The organism is Pseudomonas sp. SYWMCR5 (assembly GCF_057197165.1).
In genome coordinates, this window is record NZ_JBXUNH010000001.1 from 796,721 (window position 1) to 813,158 (window position 16,438).

At 64.5% G+C, this 16,438-nt stretch carries 16 protein-coding genes; 10 read left to right on the plus strand and 6 right to left on the minus strand.

The features are described from left to right. The first annotated feature begins 44 nt into the window (after positions 1-44). From AC2CGW_RS03775 to AC2CGW_RS03795, 5 genes are all read left to right on the plus strand, one after another. Positions 45-1,802, plus strand: a complete 1,758-nt coding sequence (locus AC2CGW_RS03775; RefSeq protein WP_186667265.1) for a sensor histidine kinase — start codon at positions 45-47, stop codon at positions 1,800-1,802. Continuing rightward, positions 1,796-3,133 carry a sigma-54-dependent transcriptional regulator gene (locus AC2CGW_RS03780; protein WP_186667266.1) on the plus strand — a complete coding sequence of 446 codons (1,338 nt, stop codon included), beginning with the start codon at positions 1,796-1,798 and terminating at the stop codon, positions 3,131-3,133. Before AC2CGW_RS03775 ends, AC2CGW_RS03780 begins: the two co-directional genes overlap by 7 nt. 279 nt (positions 3,134-3,412) lie before the next feature. Continuing rightward, positions 3,413-4,732 (plus strand): MFS transporter, encoded by a 1,320-nt coding sequence (locus AC2CGW_RS03785; RefSeq protein WP_186667267.1) that lies wholly within the window; start codon positions 3,413-3,415, stop codon positions 4,730-4,732. A gap of 492 nt (positions 4,733-5,224) precedes the next feature. Continuing rightward, complete coding sequence (locus AC2CGW_RS03790; protein WP_484573559.1) at positions 5,225-5,668, plus strand: heme utilization protein; 444 nt, start codon at positions 5,225-5,227, stop codon at positions 5,666-5,668. Positions 5,669-5,786: 118 nt separating this feature from the next. Continuing rightward, positions 5,787-6,392, plus strand: coding sequence for a flavin reductase family protein (locus AC2CGW_RS03795; RefSeq protein WP_186667269.1), 606 nt, complete (start codon positions 5,787-5,789; stop codon positions 6,390-6,392). Here AC2CGW_RS03795 and AC2CGW_RS03800 read toward each other — a convergent pair whose 3' ends face one another. Together AC2CGW_RS03800 and AC2CGW_RS03805 are read right to left on the minus strand one after the other, a co-directional pair. Then, positions 6,393-6,626, minus strand: coding sequence for a hypothetical protein (locus AC2CGW_RS03800; RefSeq protein ID WP_065862393.1), 234 nt, complete (start codon positions 6,624-6,626; stop codon positions 6,393-6,395). It lies immediately after the preceding gene. Positions 6,627-6,735: 109 nt separating this feature from the next. Further along, on the minus strand, positions 6,736-7,029 hold the full coding sequence (locus tag AC2CGW_RS03805; RefSeq protein ID WP_186667270.1) for a putative quinol monooxygenase: 294 nt from the start codon (positions 7,027-7,029) through the stop codon (positions 6,736-6,738). Positions 7,030-7,231: 202 nt separating this feature from the next. On the opposite strand from AC2CGW_RS03805, the gene AC2CGW_RS03810 reads away from it, so the two are divergent. Then, on the plus strand, positions 7,232-8,155 hold the full coding sequence (locus AC2CGW_RS03810; protein ID WP_186667271.1) for an AraC family transcriptional regulator: 924 nt from the start codon (positions 7,232-7,234) through the stop codon (positions 8,153-8,155). A gap of 15 nt (positions 8,156-8,170) precedes the next feature. Here the strand turns inward: AC2CGW_RS03810 and AC2CGW_RS03815 are convergent, their stop codons facing one another. Then, positions 8,171-9,805: a 5-guanidino-2-oxopentanoate decarboxylase gene (locus AC2CGW_RS03815; protein WP_186667346.1), complete on the minus strand. Its 1,635-nt coding sequence runs from the start codon at positions 9,803-9,805 to the stop codon at positions 8,171-8,173. 112 nt (positions 9,806-9,917) lie between these two features. Between AC2CGW_RS03815 and AC2CGW_RS03820 the strand changes: the two genes are divergently transcribed. Next, the gene (locus AC2CGW_RS03820; RefSeq protein WP_484573560.1) at positions 9,918-10,793 is read left to right on the plus strand and encodes a LysR substrate-binding domain-containing protein; all 876 of its coding nucleotides are present in this window, start codon (positions 9,918-9,920) and stop codon (positions 10,791-10,793) included. A 69-nt stretch (positions 10,794-10,862) separates the two neighbouring features. Here the strand turns inward: AC2CGW_RS03820 and AC2CGW_RS03825 are convergent, their stop codons facing one another. Together AC2CGW_RS03825 and AC2CGW_RS03830 are read right to left on the minus strand one after the other, a co-directional pair. Then, complete coding sequence (locus AC2CGW_RS03825) at positions 10,863-11,477, minus strand: NAD(P)-dependent oxidoreductase (RefSeq protein ID WP_186709304.1); 615 nt, start codon at positions 11,475-11,477, stop codon at positions 10,863-10,865. A 29-nt stretch (positions 11,478-11,506) separates the two neighbouring features. Then, complete coding sequence (locus tag AC2CGW_RS03830) at positions 11,507-12,382, minus strand: MBL fold metallo-hydrolase (protein ID WP_186667274.1); 876 nt, start codon at positions 12,380-12,382, stop codon at positions 11,507-11,509. A 104-nt stretch (positions 12,383-12,486) separates the two neighbouring features. On the opposite strand from AC2CGW_RS03830, the gene AC2CGW_RS03835 reads away from it, so the two are divergent. Both AC2CGW_RS03835 and AC2CGW_RS03840 read left to right on the plus strand, forming a co-directional pair. Continuing rightward, positions 12,487-13,395 (plus strand): LysR family transcriptional regulator, encoded by a 909-nt coding sequence (locus AC2CGW_RS03835; RefSeq protein ID WP_186667275.1) that lies wholly within the window; start codon positions 12,487-12,489, stop codon positions 13,393-13,395. A gap of 111 nt (positions 13,396-13,506) precedes the next feature. Next, a complete protein-coding gene (locus AC2CGW_RS03840) occupies positions 13,507-13,680 on the plus strand; it encodes a hypothetical protein (protein WP_186667276.1) in 174 nt (57 codons plus the stop codon). An 18-nt stretch (positions 13,681-13,698) separates the two neighbouring features. On the opposite strand, the gene AC2CGW_RS03845 is transcribed toward AC2CGW_RS03840, so the two are convergent. Next, on the minus strand, positions 13,699-14,568 hold the full coding sequence (locus AC2CGW_RS03845; RefSeq protein ID WP_054894495.1) for an isocitrate lyase/PEP mutase family protein: 870 nt from the start codon (positions 14,566-14,568) through the stop codon (positions 13,699-13,701). Between the two features lie 377 nt (positions 14,569-14,945). Here AC2CGW_RS03845 and AC2CGW_RS03850 point away from each other — a divergent pair, with 377 nt between their 5' ends. Continuing rightward, positions 14,946-16,397, plus strand: coding sequence for an MDR family MFS transporter (locus AC2CGW_RS03850; protein WP_186667277.1), 1,452 nt, complete (start codon positions 14,946-14,948; stop codon positions 16,395-16,397). Positions 16,398-16,438 lie beyond the last annotated feature (41 nt).

The following is a 16,438-nucleotide window of genomic DNA, read 5'->3' on the forward strand; positions in this document are numbered from 1 at the left end:
CGCGAAGGGGCCGGCACCTTAAACAGAACGCCCGGACCCGCACCATGCCCTCACCCTTCCGCGCCCTGCGCCTGGCCCTGATCATTCTGCTGATCCTGGTCGGCACTGCCCTCAGCGCCAGTTGGGCGATGCACCACGCCAAGCGCCAGGCGATGCAGACCGACGCACGCCGGGCCAGCGAGCAACTGACCCTCTACGCCAACGGCCTGCATACGCTGATCGAACGCTACCGCGCCCTGCCCGCCGTCCTGGCGCTGGACCCGGAGCTGATCGACGCCCTGCGCGGCCCGGTCGGCGAATCGCTGCAGGATGCACTGAACCGCAAGCTCGAACGCATCAACGGCGCCGCCAACTCCTCCACCCTCGAACTGCTCGACCGCACCGGCCTGGCCGTGGCAGCCAGCAACTGGCGCCTGCCGACCACATACGTCGGCTCCAACTATGGCTTTCGCCCCTATTTCAAGCAGACCCGCAGCCAGGGCTCCGGCAGCTTCTATGCCGTCGGCGTGACCAGCGGCGTGCCGGGCTATTTCCTGTCCAGCGCAGTGAACGACGAGCACGGGCGCTTCCTCGGTGCCATGGTGGTCAAGCTCGAATTCCCCGAGCTTGAACGCGAATGGCGCCAGGGCAGCGACATCCTGCTGGTCAGCGATGCGCGCGGGATCATCTTCATCGCCAACCAGAACGGCTGGCGCTACCGCGAGCTGCAGCCGCTGACCGCCGCAGACCGCGCCGAGCTGGCCGAAACCCGCCAGTACGACAAGCAGCCGCTGGTCCCTCTGCAGCACCAGTTGCTGACCCGCTTCGACGAACGCAGCACCTTCAGCCGCGTGCAGGGGCCGGACGGTAGCGCCGACTATCTGTGGGAGAGCCTGCCGCTGAGCACCGAGGGCTGGACCCTGCACCTGCTGCGCAAGCCGCAGGTCAGCGAGGATGCCCGCAACGCGGCGTTGTCTGGCGCAGCCGTATGGCTGAGCCTGGTGTTCGCCGTGCTGTTCGTCAGCCAGCGCCTGCGCATCGCCCGCCTGCGCCAGCGCAGCCGCGAAGAGCTGACACGCCTGGTCGAGGAGCGCACCCGCGAGCTGCGCACCGCCCAGGAAGGCCTGGTGCAGTCGGCCAAGTTGGCGGCGCTGGGGCAGATGTCGGCGGCGCTGGCCCATGAGATCAACCAGCCGCTGACCACCCAGCGCATGCAACTGGAAACCCTGCGCCTGCTGCTCGACCATGGCCGCCACGAACAGGCGCGCCAGGCGCTGGAGCCGCTGGAGCAGATGCTCACGCGCATGGCCGCCCTCACCGGCCACCTCAAGACCTTCGCACGCAATAGCCCAGGTGGGCTGCGCGAGCGTCTTGACCTGGCCACCGTGGTCGACCAGGCCCTGCACCTGCTCGACACCCGCATTCGCGGCGAGCAGGTCGAGGTGGCGCTGTACCTGGCACGTCCTGCCTGGGTGCGCGGCGATGCGATCCGCCTCGAACAGGTGCTGATCAACCTGCTGCACAACGCCCTCGACGCCATGGCCGACAAGCGCTACAAACGTCTGGAGATCCGCATCGAAGCCGAGGACGAACGCTGGCACCTGAGCGTGCTCGACTCCGGTGGCGGCATCAAGGATGCCGACCTGGCCCGCGTGTTCGATCCCTTCTTCACCACCAAGCCGGTGGGCGAAGGCCTGGGCCTGGGCCTGGCAATTTCCTATGGCATCGTCCATGAAGCCGGCGGCCAGCTGCAGGTCGACAACCTGCCTGGCGGTGCCCGCTTCAGCCTTACCCTGCCCCGCGACCTGGAGCCTGCATGTTGAATTCAGTGATCGTCGTCGACGACGAAGCCAGCATCCGCACTGCGGTGGAGCAGTGGCTGAGCCTGTCCGGCTTCAGCGTGCAGTTGTTCGCCCGCGCAGAAGACTGCCTCGCACAACTGCCGCAACACTTCCCCGGCGTGGTCATCAGCGATGTGCGCATGCCGGGCATGGATGGCCTGCAACTGCTCGAACGCCTGCAGGCACAGGATCCCGACCTGCCGGTGATCCTGCTCACCGGCCACGGCGATGTGCCGATGGCAGTGGAGGCCATGCGCAACGGCGCCTACGACTTCCTGGAAAAACCCTTCACCCCGCAGCACTTGTTGGGCAGTCTGCGCCGCGCCCTGGACAAGCGCCAACTGGTGCTGGAAAACCGCGCGCTGCACCAGCAGGCCGACCTCAAGGAGCGGCTGCAGGCGACCCTGCTGGGGATGTCCCAGGGCCTGCAGCAGTTGCGCCGCCAGGTATTGGAGCTGGCGGGATTGCCAGTCAATGTGCTGATTCGCGGTGAGACCGGCAGCGGCAAGGAGCGCGTGGCGCGCTGCCTGCACGACTTCGGCCCGCGCGCCGACAAACCCTTCGTCGCCCTCAATTGCGCGGCTATCCCCGAAGCCCTGTTCGAGGCCGAGCTGTTCGGCCATGAGAGCGGCGCCTTCACAGGTGCCCAGGGCAAGCGCATCGGCAAGCTGGAATATGCCAACGGCGGCACAGTGTTTCTCGACGAGATCGAGAGCATGCCGCTGGCCCAGCAGGCCAAGTTGCTGCGGGTTATTCAGGAGCACAAGCTCGAACGCCTGGGTGCCAACCAGAGCATCAGTGTCGACTTGCGCATCATCGCCGCGACCAAACCCGATCTGCTCGACGAGGCCCGCGCCGGGCGGTTTCGCGAAGACCTGGCGTACCGTCTGAATGTCGCCGAACTGCGTCTGGCGCCGCTGCGCGAGCGGCGCGAGGACATTCCGCTGCTGTTCGAACATTTCGCCCGTACCGCCGCCGAGCGCCTGGGGCGCAGCAGCACCCCGCCGCTTTCAGGTGCGCAGCTGGCGCAACTGCTGGCCCATGACTGGCCGGGCAATGTGCGCGAGCTGGCCAATGCCGCCGAGCGCCATGCGCTGGGGCTGGATTCATCGAGCATCGAGGTGGCGCCGGGCGGTCAGTCGCTGAGCGAGCAGATGGAGGCGTTCGAGCTGCAGTGCCTGCGTGCGGCGCTGCGCCAGCACAAGGGCGAGATCAAAGGGGTCATGGAAACGCTGCAACTGCCGCGGCGGACACTGAACGAGAAAATGCAGCGCCATGGCCTGATGCGCGAGGACTTTATCGAGCGCGAATGAGCGGAATCTTGCCGATCAAAAGCTGCCAATAGGCGGGTTACCGCTCATATGGCCTGCACTCGGCCGGGATGAGCAGCGCGGCTGTTCGCGGGCCAGCCCGCTCCTACGGATACAGTGCAGGCCTTGATCCATCGCGCTTCTGTGGCGCTGGCGTGCCCGTGAATGGGGCAGCCGACACCTCATTCGGATCGTTGCGCCCTCATTTGGCACACCTTCTGCAAAACCCTTCTCAAGCCGCGGTCCCGCGCGCCTCACAAAAACAACGAGAAGGTATCCCTGATGGATAACGCCACCACCCTGCCCGCCGGGGCGGCCACTGCGCCCGCCGCGGAAAAAACCACCGCCAGTCGTCTCAAGTCGATCTTCAGCGGTTCGATCGGCAACATGGTCGAATGGTACGACTGGTACGTCTACGCCGCATTCTCGCTGTACTTCGCCAAAGCCTTCTTCCCCGCTGGCGACACCACCGCACAACTGCTCAACACCGCCGCGATCTTCGCCGTGGGCTTCCTGATGCGCCCGATCGGCGGCTGGCTGATGGGGCTGTACGCCGACCGCAAGGGCCGCAAGGCTGCGCTGATGGCTTCGGTACTGCTGATGTGTGCAGGCTCGCTGGTCATCGCCCTGACCCCTGGCTATGAAACCATCGGTGTCGCCGCGCCAGTGTTGCTGGTGATCGCACGCCTGATGCAGGGCCTGTCGGTTGGCGGTGAATATGGCACCTCGGCCACCTACCTCAGCGAGATGGCCAGCAAGGAACGCCGTGGCTTCTTCTCCAGCTTCCAGTACGTCACCCTGATCTCCGGCCAGCTCATCGCCCTGGCGGTGCTGATCATCCTGCAGAATGTGCTGACCACCGAAGAACTGTATGCCTGGGGCTGGCGTGTTCCCTTCGTGATCGGCGCGCTGTGCGCGGTGGTTGCGCTGTACCTGCGCCGCGGCATGGAAGAGACTGCCTCCTTCACCAAGAAAGAGAAGTCCAAGGAAAGCCTGATGCGCACCCTGATGCGCCATCCCAAGGAGCTGATGACCGTGGTCGGCCTGACCATGGGCGGCACCCTGGCCTTCTACACCTACACCACCTACATGCAGAAGTACCTGGTCAACACCGTGGGCATGAGCATCAGTGACTCGACCACCATCTCGGCGGCCACCCTGTTCCTGTTCATGTGCCTGCAACCGGTGATCGGCGGGCTGTCCGACAAGATCGGCCGGCGCCCGATCCTGATCGCCTTCGGCGTGCTGGGCACCCTGTTCACCGTACCGATCCTCAGCACCCTGCACACCATCCAGACCTGGTGGGGTGCGTTCTTCCTGATCATGGCGGCGCTGATCATCGTCAGCGGCTATACCTCGATCAATGCCGTGGTGAAGGCCGAGCTGTTCCCCACCGAAATCCGCGCCCTGGGCGTCGGCCTGCCCTACGCCCTGACCGTGTCGATCTTCGGTGGCACTGCCGAGTACGTGGCTCTGTGGTTCAAGAGCATCGGCATGGAAACCGGTTTCTACTGGTACGTCACCGGCTGCATCGCCTGCTCGCTGCTGGTCTACGCGACCATGAAGGACACCAAGCAGCACTCGCGCATCACCACTGATTGATTCTGCGTTCGCGGCACAGCAAAAAGGGGCGCTCCGGATAACGGGGCGCCCCTTTTTTTGTAAGCGCCTGACCGATCGTTCAATCGATGAAAACCTTCCGGCTATCGGTACGAGCGACGACCGGTGCCGACAGCACTGCCATCACGACAGCAATGCAACCTCAAGTCAGCTAGAGGTCAAGCACTCGATCGGGGAATAAATCCGCAGTTGGGGCGTTTACCACCACATCCTCCAGGTAGGGACGACGAACGGTCAATCCTTTAACCCACCATTAATTGGCCAGATGCATCCTGGCAACACTGAAAGAAACCTTTGCCACCCGTGCGAACCCGCAGGGCTGAAGCCTGATGAGCTCAAGGTTTCACCACCACAAACACATCGATAAATTCGATTCATAAATGCAGTTTTTTGCGCTTTTTAATCAAATTAATCGGCGTAGCATGAGATCCATAGCAAGAACAAACCCCCCTTGAATCTACTGGAGCAACAATCATGAAAAACCAACTGATCCTGACCCTGGCCCTTTCCGTCTTCGCCGCAGGCGCCTTCGCAGAAGACGGCTTTGACCGCACTAACGCCCACACCTTCACCGCTGTACAAAGCCAATCGGCCAGCTACGCCGAAGATGGTTTCGACCGCACTGGCGGCCAACGCTTCGCCGAAGACGGTTTCGACCGCACTGGCGGCCAACGCTTCGCCGAAGACGGTTTCGACCGCACCGGTGGCCAACGCTTCGCCGAAGATGGCTTTGACCGCACCGGTGGCCAACGCTTCGCCGAAGACGGCTTCGACCGCACCGGCGGCCAACGCTTCGCCGAAGATGGCTTTGACCGCACCGGTGGCCAACGCTTCGCCGAAGATGGCTTCGACCGCACTGGCGGCCAACGCTTCGCCGAAGACGGCTTTGACCGCACCAACGCCCACCGCATCAGCTGATCACTGATGCGTGTCACCCAGCCCGGCTTTGGCCGGGCTTGATCATTCCCAGCCAGCCCAAGGCTTGGCACACTAGGCGCCTCGTCCGTCCCAGAGGAAGGGCCAAGGCCCTGCGCAGATGTACTACTACGAACCCGCCCAAGGCCACGGCCTGCCCCACGACCCGTTCAACGCCATCGTCGGCCCCCGGCCCATCGGCTGGATCTCCTCGCATGATCGCGAAGGTCGCCTGAACCTGGCGCCCTATAGCTTCTTCAACGCCTTCAACTACATTCCGCCGATCATCGGTTTCTGCAGCGTCGGGCGCAAAGACAGCCTGAACAACATCGAACAGACCGGCGAGTTCGTCTGGAACCTGGCCACGCGCCCGCTGGCCGAGCAGATGAACCAGAGCTGCGCGGCAGTGGCTGCGGATATCGACGAATTCGAGCTGAGCGGGCTGACGCCGAGCCCCTCGAAAGTGGTCAGCGTGCCGCGGGTGGGCGAAAGCCCGGTGAACTTCGAGTGCAAGGTGAGCCAGATCATTCAGCTCAAGCGCGCCGATCAGGAGCTGGTGCCCAGCTGGCTGATCCTGGGTGAGGTGGTGGCCGTGCATATCGCCGACCACCTGCTCAAGGAGGGTATCTACGACACGGCTGCCGCCGAGCCGATCCTTCGTGGCGGTGGCCCGGCGGATTACTTCGAGCTGGGCAACCTGTTCAAGATGCGCCGCCCGCTGGCCTGATCACCAGGCCAGCTCGCCCTCTTCACCGACGCCCTGCAGGCGTTCGAGCTCGGCACAGGCCGCCTCGTCAGCGGCCAGTGCCGACTTGAACACCTGCCCCTCCAGAACTTTGTGAAAGCGCGGTGCCCCACCCATGTGCAGGGCCTTGACCGCGATTGCCGCGTGGTAGCCGCCGCCTTCGACCGGGACCATCGCCGAAACGGCTTCGAAGCCCGGGAATTCTCTGCGTGCCATTGCTGTGCTCCAGCTGTTGATCGAGGGGCGGGATTCTACTGCAGCAGGCGTTACGGTAGTGGCCTTTTCGTGGGCAAGCGTGCCCGCGAAAAAGCCCCCCAACCAACCCTCAATCAAAGGTCTGCAGGTCCATGCTCGCCACCACCCGCTCCTGCACCAGATCGCCGAACACCTCGAGCGTCGGTGAGGCGAAGTAACCGCGCAGGGCCTGCTGGTCCTGCCAGCTACCACTGAGCAGCCACAGGTCGGCGTCAACCTGGGAGCGCTGGACGGTGAATGCCAGGCAGCCGGGGCTGCGCAGTGAAGGCTCGAGCAGGTCGCGCAGGCGCATGCCGAGTTCCACCGAACGACCGCTGCTGGCACGGATGAAAGCCAAGTGTGTGACCGGTTGATGCAAGGTCATGAACGATCTCCTTGAAGCAGGCGGGACGGAAAAGCCAGGCTGCCAAGATTAGGTGCTCGCCCGCACCCTGCGTTAGGCCATTTCTGTCTGCCGATTGCCTGATCCTGTCGCAATGCAGGATCAGGCAATCGGTCGGCAGCATTTGGCTAGCGCCGGATGTTGCCCAAATCTATGCTGGCCCGGTCCCTGAAGGAATTCGATCATGACCACTGCCCTTGCCGCTCTCGACCCGACCCTGGAAAACCAGCGCCTGGAACTCGCTGACCTGATCCTGAGGCACGCAGGCGACCCCCACGGACCACCGACGGCCATCGAGCAGCTATACCTGTCGCGTTACGAAGACAACATCCGTTCGAAGCCGGGCCTGGCCCTGCCGGCTCTCTGCGTCATGGCCCAGGGCAGCAAGAGCTTGTTCCTGGGCGATCAGCAGTATGCCTACGACCCGCTGCACTACATGGTGGTGTCGGTGACCATGCCGATCAGTCGGGTGAGGCTCGACGCCAGCCCGGAAAACCCTGTGCTTGGGCTGCGGATCGACCTGGACGCGGCGGAGATCAGCCAGTTGATTGCCGAAAGCGGCCCGATGCTGGTGCCCAACGTGCAGTCCGGGCTTGGGCTGTATGTGGAAAAGACCGATGCCCACCTGCTCGATGCCTTGCTGCGCCTGGTCCGCTTGCTCGATACCCCGCGCGACATCCCGATGCTGGCCCCGCTGTTTCGCCGCGAAATCCTCTACCGCCTGCTGCGCGGGCCGCAGGGGCATCGCCTGTACGAGATTGCCCTGGCCAACAGCCAGACGCACCGGGTGAGCCAGGCGATCACCTGGCTCAACAAGCATTTTCACCTGCCGCTGCGCATCGAAGAGCTGGCCCGGGAAGTGAACCTGAGCACCTCGACCTTGCACCACAGGTTCAAGGCCGTGACGTCCATGAGCCCGTTGCAGTACCAGAAGCAACTGCGCCTGCAGGAAGCCCGGCGGCTGATGCTCAACGATGGTTTGGAGGCTGCGGTGGCGGGGTATCGGGTGGGCTATGAAAGCCCGTCGCAGTTCAGCCGGGAGTACAGTCGGCTGTACGGCGCGCCGCCGATTCGTGACATGGCGCGCCTGCGCTCAAGCGCGGGTTGACCCCGCGCGAGTACCTCAGCCAGCCACCGCTGCCTGCCACTGAGCCTGGTCCACCTGGATCAGGGTCGGCCCCTTGCGCTCCACCGCCAGCGCCAGCGCGGCCTGCAACTGCGCCACATCGCCGACATGTTCGGCCGCCGCACCCAGCCCCTGCGCAACGGTGATGAAGTCCGGGGTGTGGATGTCCACGCCCACGGGCTCGATGGCGCGATTGACCATGTACTTCTTGATCTCTTCGTAGCCTTGGTTGTTCCACAGCAGGACGATCAGCGGCACCTGTGCCTCCACTGCACTGGCCAGCTCCGGCAGGGTGAACTGCAGGCCACCGTCACCGATCAGGCATACCGACGGGGCCCGTTCAGCCATCACTTCGGCGCTGCCAAGCCAGGCGCCCATCGCCGCCGGCAAGGCATAACCGAGCGTGCCGTAGCCGGTCGAAGCGTTGAACCAGCGACGCGGACGGTCCAGGTCGAGGGTGAGGTTGCCGGTGTAGACCGGCTGGGTCGAGTCGCCCACCAGCACGGCATCGGGCAAGGTTTCCAGCACCGCGGCAAGCAGGCGGGTCTGGCTCAGGGTCGGTTGGTCCCAGCCAGCGGCCAGGTCGTTGCGCAGACGCTCGGCACGGGCAGCGCCCCAGCGCTGGTCACGCACCGCAGGCTGCTCGGCCAGCGCCGCAACCAGGGCTTCGGCAGCCAGCTTGGCATCGGCGACCAGCGCCAGCTCAGGCAGGTAGTTGCGTACGGTCTGGTCCGGATCGATGTCGATGCGCAGCAGGCCGCCAGGGATCTCGAAACCGCCCTTGAAGGTCACGTCGTAGTCGGTTTCGGCAAGCTCGGTGCCAATGGCCAGAACCACGTCGGCCTCGGCAACCAGGGCGCGGGTTGCGGGCAGCGATTGGGTCGAACCGATCTGCAACGGATGGGCAGCCGGCAGCAGGCCCTTGGCATTGATGGTCAGGGCCACCGGTGCCTGGAGCTGCTCGGCCAACTGCGCCAGGGCATCGCCTGCCGCCAGCGCCCCACCACCGGCGAGAATCAGCGGGCGCTGGGCCTTGGCCAGGCGCTCAGCCATCTGCGCCACGACCTGTGGCGCGGCGCCCGCACGGCTGGTGCGTACCGGTCGAGCCTGCAGCAGGTGGTCGGCTGGCTCGACCAGCACATCCAGCGGGATCTCGATATGCACAGGGCGTGGCCGGGCACCGTCGAACACGGCGAAGGCACGGGCCAGTACCTGGGGCAGGTCATCGGCGCTCATCAAGGTCTGGGAGAACGCGGCAACGCCGGCCACCAACGCAGACTGGTTCGGCAACTCGTGCAGTTTGCCGCGCCCACCGCCCAGTGCATTGCGCGACTGCACGCTGGAGATCACCAGCATCGGGATCGAGTCGGCATAAGCCTGGCCCATGGCCGTGGTGATGTTGGTCATGCCGGGGCCGGTGATGATGAAGCACACCCCCGGCTTGCCACGCGTGCGCGCGTATCCATCGGCCATGAAGCCGGCGCCCTGCTCGTGGCGCGGCGTGACATGACGGATCGACGAGCGCGCAAGCCCGCGGTAGAGCTCTACGGTATGCACGCCGGGAATCCCGAACACATGATCTACGCCATAGCCTTCGAGGAGTTTGACCAGTACTTCGCCACAGGTTGCCATCATCGTTACCCTGATTCTTGTTGAAATCAGTGCCCATGGAACCAAGCCGCGGCTACCGCGACAATGCAAAAAAACACATACTAGCCATGTCTCCAGATCATGGCTCGCCACGATGAAACGACTCCCTCCCCTGCCCGCGCTGCACACCTTCCTGGTCACCGCCCAGCACTGCAACTTCACCCGTGCCGCCCAGCAGTTGCACATCACCCAGGGCGCTGTCAGCCGGCAGATCGCCGGGCTCGAGGAGCAGCTCGGCTATCCCCTGTTTCAGCGCCAGGCCCGTGGCCTGAGCCTGACCCGTGAAGGCCAGGACTGGCTGCCGCGGGTGCAGCAGGTGTTCGCCCTGATCGAACAGGGCGTACGCGAGGTCGGCGCGCGCACCGCGACCTTGCAGCTCAAGGCGCCCACCTGCGTGATGCGTTGGCTGCTGCCGAGGCTGATGGAGTGGCAGGCGCTGCGCCCGGATGTGCCGGTGGAGCTGACCACCACCGTGCAGCACGGCGTGGATTTTCGTCATGAAGGTTTCGATGCTGCAGTGGTGTATGGCAGCCCGCCCGCCCATGGCTCGCTGGTGCTCAAGCTGTTCGACGAGCAACTGACGCCGGTGTGCGCACCGTCGTTGCTGCAAGGCGGGGTGCCTCTGGAGCGAGTGGAGGACCTGGCGCAGCACATGCTGCTGCACCCCTCGCGCGACGAACATGACTGGCGCCTGTGGCTGCAGGCGGCTGGCGCTGCGTTCGAGCCGCAGGGCCGACGCCAGCATTTCGAGACACTGGACATGGCGATGGCCATGGCCTCGCAGGGAACCGGCGTGGCCATCGGCGACTGGGCGCTGATCGGCGATGACCTGCGCAGTGGGCGGTTATGCATGCCCTTCGCGCTGAAGGTGATGACGGGCAAAGGTTACTACCTGGTCTGCCCGTCGAAGAGCCTGCCACCGGGGCTCGGCGAGTTGCTGGACTGGCTGCAGGCACGCGCCGGCCTGTAGGAACGGAGCGGACTGGACTGGCCTTTGGCTTTTGAACAAGCCCGTTGCTGCTACAGCCGATGCGCGACATCAGTACCCGACAGTGAAGCGCTGGCGCGTATGGGCAGGCTTTTCAAGCTCGTCGATCAAGGCAATGGCATAGTCGGCGAAGGTGATCCAGCTCTTGCCGTCGGCCCCGATCAGCAGGTGATCCTTGCCCAGCGTATAGCGCCCGCTGCGCTCACCCTCGACGAACTCGGCCGAAGGCGAGAGGAAGGTCCAGTCCAAGGTCGGCTCCTGGCGCAAGGTATCGAGAAAACGCACGCCGGCGCTGGCCTCGGCCTTGTAGGCCTCAGGGAAGTCCGGGCTGTCGATCACCCGTTGCCCCGACGGCAGCAGCAGGCTGCCGGCACCACCAACCACCAGCAGGCGCTTGACCCCGGCGCCCTTGACCGGCTCGATGATTGCCTGCGGCTCGAGGGTGGAGAAGTGTGCAGCGCTCAGCACAGCATCCACGCCCGTGACAGCCGCCTGCAGCGCAGCGCTGTCCCTGGCATCCAGCGCCTTGACCGTGACACCTTCACGGCCCTGCAGCGAAGACGGATCGCGGGCGATGGCGACCACGCTGTGGCCACGGCGCAGGGCCTCTTCCAGCAACTGGCTGCCAGCGCGGCCGGTGGCACCGATGATTGCGATCTTGCTCATGGGAAACACTCCATCAGGGTTGTAGGGGGTTACCACTTCATTTCGCCTTTTGCGACCTTGGCACCGAGCTCCAGCGAGCTTTCATCGGCCAGGTTCGGATAACGCTTGCTCATTGCAGCAATCAGCGCCGCCGCATCGCGGGCCTTGGCCGTCTCGCTGTCAAAGGCACGGATGTAGCCTGCGGTAAAGCGCACGGCGTCCAGCGAACGGCTGCTCTGGCCCAGGTAGTGACCCGGGATCACTGTGCGCGGGGCCAGTTTTTCGATGTGGGCAAGGGTTGCCAGCCAGTCGGTGTGGGACTGGGCCGACTGGGTGTCAGCCATCCATACGTGAATGTTCTCGGAAACCACAACACCACCGACCACCGCCTTGATCGAGGGAATCCAGACGAAGCTGCGGTCGGGCTGCGGGCCGTCCAGGCCAACGACTTCCAGCGTCTGCCCTTCCAGCTCCAGGCGGTTACCGGCCAACACCTGGGGCACGACCAGTTTCGTGGGCTTGTCGGCGCCCATCTGCGGGCCCCAGTAGGCCAGCTTGGCGTCCATGGTCTGGCGGATGTGCGCCACGGTGGCAGCGGAGGCAACCACCTTGGCGTCTGGAAACGCCTGGGTCAGGGTGTCGAGGCCGAAGTAGTAGTCCGGATCGCCATGGCTGATGTAGATGGTGGTCAGCCGCTTGCCGCTGGCGCGCAGGCGCTCGGCCACCTGCTCGGCCTGGGTCTTGCCGAACTGCGCATCCACCAGCACGGCCTCCCGCTCGCCACTGACGATGACCGAACTGACCGGGAACAGTGCGTCATGGCCTGGGTTGTAGACATCCAGGTGCAGCGGATCGGCCGCCATTGCCTGGCCCGTCAGGGCAACACAGGCCAGCATCAGACTGCGCAGTGGAGTGAAAATCGACATGGAGAGATTCCTGAAAGCGGGACGATGGAACACAGCTTAGTTGCCCGATCCGTCACAAAAAATGCGATGCTTGAACATAGTTTGTTTCTGAAATCGGGCAAATCATGGATCGTCTTAACGCCATGCGCGTGTTCGTCACCGTCGTCGACCTGGGCAGCCAGTCGGCCGCGGCAGATCACCTGGAGCTTTCCAGGCCTGTGGTATCGCGCTACCTCGCCGAGCTTGAAGAGTGGGTCGGCGCACGCTTGATGCAGCGCACCACGCGCAAGCTGAGCCTGACGGCCGCGGGCCTGGACACCCTGCCACGCTGCCGACAGATGCTGGAACTGGCCTGCGACCTGCAGACAGCGGTGCGTGCGCCTGAAGACGCACCGCGCGGCGAGCTGCGCATCAGCGTGAGCACCTCGTTCGGTCAGGCGCAGTTGGTGGATGCGGTGGCGGAGTACGTGAAGCGCTATCCGGGAGTGAAGGTGGAGTTGCAGATGCTCGATCGCACGGTCAACCTGGTTGACGAGCGCATCGACCTGGCGATCCGCACCAGCAACGACCTGGACCCGAACCTGATTGCCCGGCGCCTGAGCGTCTGCCGTTCGGTGGTCTGCGCCAGCCCCGCCTACTTGCACGAGTACGGCACGCCGCAGCGAGTCGAGGACTTGACCCAGCACAACTGCCTGACCCACGCCTACTTCGGCCACAGCCTGTGGCATTTCGAGGTGGCCGGTGAACAGGTCGCGGTGCCCGTGCAGGGCAACATCAGCGCCAACGAGGCCCTGACCTTGCAGAAGGCTGCCCTGGCCGGTGCCGGAATCGCCATGCTGCCGACCTACCAGGCCGCTTGCGCAGTGCGTCGCGGCGAGCTGGTGAAGTTACTGCCCATGGCCCGACCACGGGAGCTGAACCTCAATGCGGTCTACACCTCACGCAAACACATGCCGGCAACCTTGCGCAGCATGCTGGACTTTCTTGCCCAGCGGTTCAGTGAAGAACCGCTGTGGGATCGGGAGATGGATTAGCGCGCCGCTGCTACGGAAATCACACCGATCTCGATGCTCGCTCCAGGCAATTGCTGCGCCCTGACCTATGCTTACAGGCATCACCTGTGGTCACAGCAGGAGGTAGGCAACATGGGCATCAAATCCAGACGCTGCGCGATCGTCCTGGCCCTGGTCGCCGTGGCCGGACTCTACGGTTCGGCCTGCTGGCGCGTCGAGCTGCTGCGCAGCCAGCCAAGTACCGCGGCCAGTTGCGCACACGAGCACTGCGTCCCGCACACTGCAACGCTGAGCGCTCTCAGGTAGCCCGACAACGCCTGTCGGTCACTCCTCGACGCTCATGTACTCCTTGGCCCAGCGGATGTAATCCTCAGGCTGGGTGTAGGTGTGCGAAAGCTCGGTGGCGCTGAGGTTCTCGGACTTGTTCTGCTGCCCGCGCTGCAGACGCAGGCAGTCGTAGGTGGCCTTGATCGCGGCGAAGTACGCTGCATGGCCATCGACCACGATGCGCACGCCCAGGCGCGCCAGGCGTTCGTCGTCACGCAGGTTCGGATTGCCGTAGCTGACCAGCATCAGCGGCACGTTCAGGTGCTCGGTGATCTGCTCCAGTTGCTCGAAATCCTTCACCCCCACCATGCAGATACCGTCGGCACCGGCCTTCTGGTAGCTCTGGGTGCGGACGATGATTTCCTCGGTGGTCAGTACGCCGGCGTTGGTGCGGGCAATGATCGACAGCGACGAATCGACACGTGCCTCCAGCGCTGCACGGATCTTGCCGACGCCCTCTTCCACCGAGATCAGGTCGGTGGACTTGCGACCGAACTGGGCCGGCAGCAGGGTGTCTTCGATGGTCAGCGCCGCCACGCCGGCGCGCTCCAGCTCGATCACCGTACGCATGACGTTCAGCGCATTGCCATAGCCATGGTCGGCATCGGCAATGAACGGCAACTGGGCGACGCGGCCAATGCGTGTGGCCTGCTCGACGAATTCGCTCAGGGTGATCAGGGCGAAGTCCGGGGCGGCGAGCACCTGCAGGGACGCGACCGAGCCGCCGAGGATACCGACTTCAAAGCCCAGGTCTGCGGCGATGCGCGCCGACATCGGGTCGAAGACTGAAGCTGTGTGATAGCACGAACCCGACGCGAGCAGTTCGCGGAAGGCAAAACGCAGATCTTGGTGGGAAGCCTTGGGCATGATCACTCCGCATAAACGTGAAAAATCGAACTGGCTGACTACCGCCCCTGAACCGGGACCCTCCGCCCTGTCATAGACATGACATGCAGAGAGTGGAAGAGAAGTGGGGGATTACAGCGATGCGGAAACCTGGGTCACAATGCACCAAATGGGTGCAAACCAGTGTATTTCGGCTGCTATGAACTTGCACGATATCACGCAGCCATGCGCGTTCGTGTGAAAGCGCTTATGCCGATCGCGCATAGGCGATGCAGACAGTACATAGGAAGCTACCTAACTCAGGTTACAATCCTCATCGCGTTTGCAGCCATTTCACTCGCCACGGGCCGCCGACGAACAGCACAATTTCACGACCTCCGACCACAAGGTGTGACCCCGTGACCGCCGCCCTGCCTCCCGCCGTCTTGCGCAGCGTGCTCAGCGCGCTGATGCTGGCGATTCTTCTTGGTGCCCTCGACCAGACCATCGTCGCCGTCTCCATGCCAGCGATTTCCGCCCAGTTCAACGATGTCGGCCTGCTGGCCTGGGTCATCTCCGGCTATATGGTGGCCATGACCGTGGCCGTGCCGATCTACGGCAAGCTGGGCGACCTTTATGGCCGTCGGCGCATGATCCTCACCGGCACCGCACTGTTCACCCTGGCCTCGATCTTCTGCGCCCTGGCCCAGAACATGGAACAACTGGTGCTGGCGCGGGTGCTGCAAGGTATCGGCGCGGGTGGCATGGTCTCGGTCAGCCAGGCAATCATCGGCGACTTCGTCCCGCCTCGCGAGCGTGGACGCTACCAGGGATATTTCAGCAGCATGTACGCGCTGGCCAGCGTGGCTGGCCCGGTGCTCGGCGGGTGGCTGACCGAGTACCTGTCGTGGCGCTGGGTGTTCTGGATCAACCTGCCGCTGGGGCTTTGCGCCTGGTGGGTGATCCGCCGCGCGCTGATGGGCATGCCGGTCCAACGCCGGGAAGCGCAGGTCGACTATCTCGGTGCATTGCTGCTGATCCTGGGCCTGGGCAGTTTGTTGCTGGGCATCACCCTGGTCGGCCAGGGCCATGCCTGGACCGCGCCGCCGGTGCTGGCCCTGATTGCCTGCGCGGTGCTGGGCCTGGCGCTGTTCGTCGCCCACGAACGCCGCTGCCAGGAACCGCTGTTGCCACTGAAGCTGTTCGGCAACCGGGTCGCCGTGCTGTGCTGGTGCGTGATCTTCTTCGCCAGCTTCCAGTCGATCTCGCTGACCATGCTCATGCCGCTGCGCTTCCAGAGCATCACCGGTGCCGGCGCCGACAGCGCCGCGCTGCACCTGCTGCCGTTGGCGATGGGGTTGCCGCTGGGCGCCTTCAGCGCAGGCCGCCTGACCACCTTCACCGGGCGCTACAAACCACAGATCCTGGCGGGCGCGCTGCTGATGCCGCTGGCGATCCTCGGCATGGCCCTAACTCCGCCGCAATCAGCCTGGCTGGGCGGGCTGTTCATGCTGCTGACCGGCATCGCCTGCGGGCTGCAGTTCCCGACTTCGCTGGTGGGGACACAGAGCGCAGTGGACATGAAGGATATCGGCGTAGCCACCAGCACCACCAACCTGTTTCGCTCCCTGGGCGGGGCGATGGGTGTGGCCTGCATGTCCAGCCTGCTGCTGGCGCTGCTGCATGTCGGAGGGCTGGAGGTGCTGGGCAACCCGCTGCTGGGCAGCCTGAAGGGCGGCGAGACGGACCCGGCGACCCAGGCACACCTGCTGGTGACGTTCCGATACCTGCTGCTGGCCAGTGCCGGCGCAGCACTGCTGGGGCTGCTGGCAGCACTGGCGTTGCCGGACCGGCAATTACGCGGGCATTGAAAAGACCAGGGCCGCAACGCGGCCCCTTTTTAACCCCGACT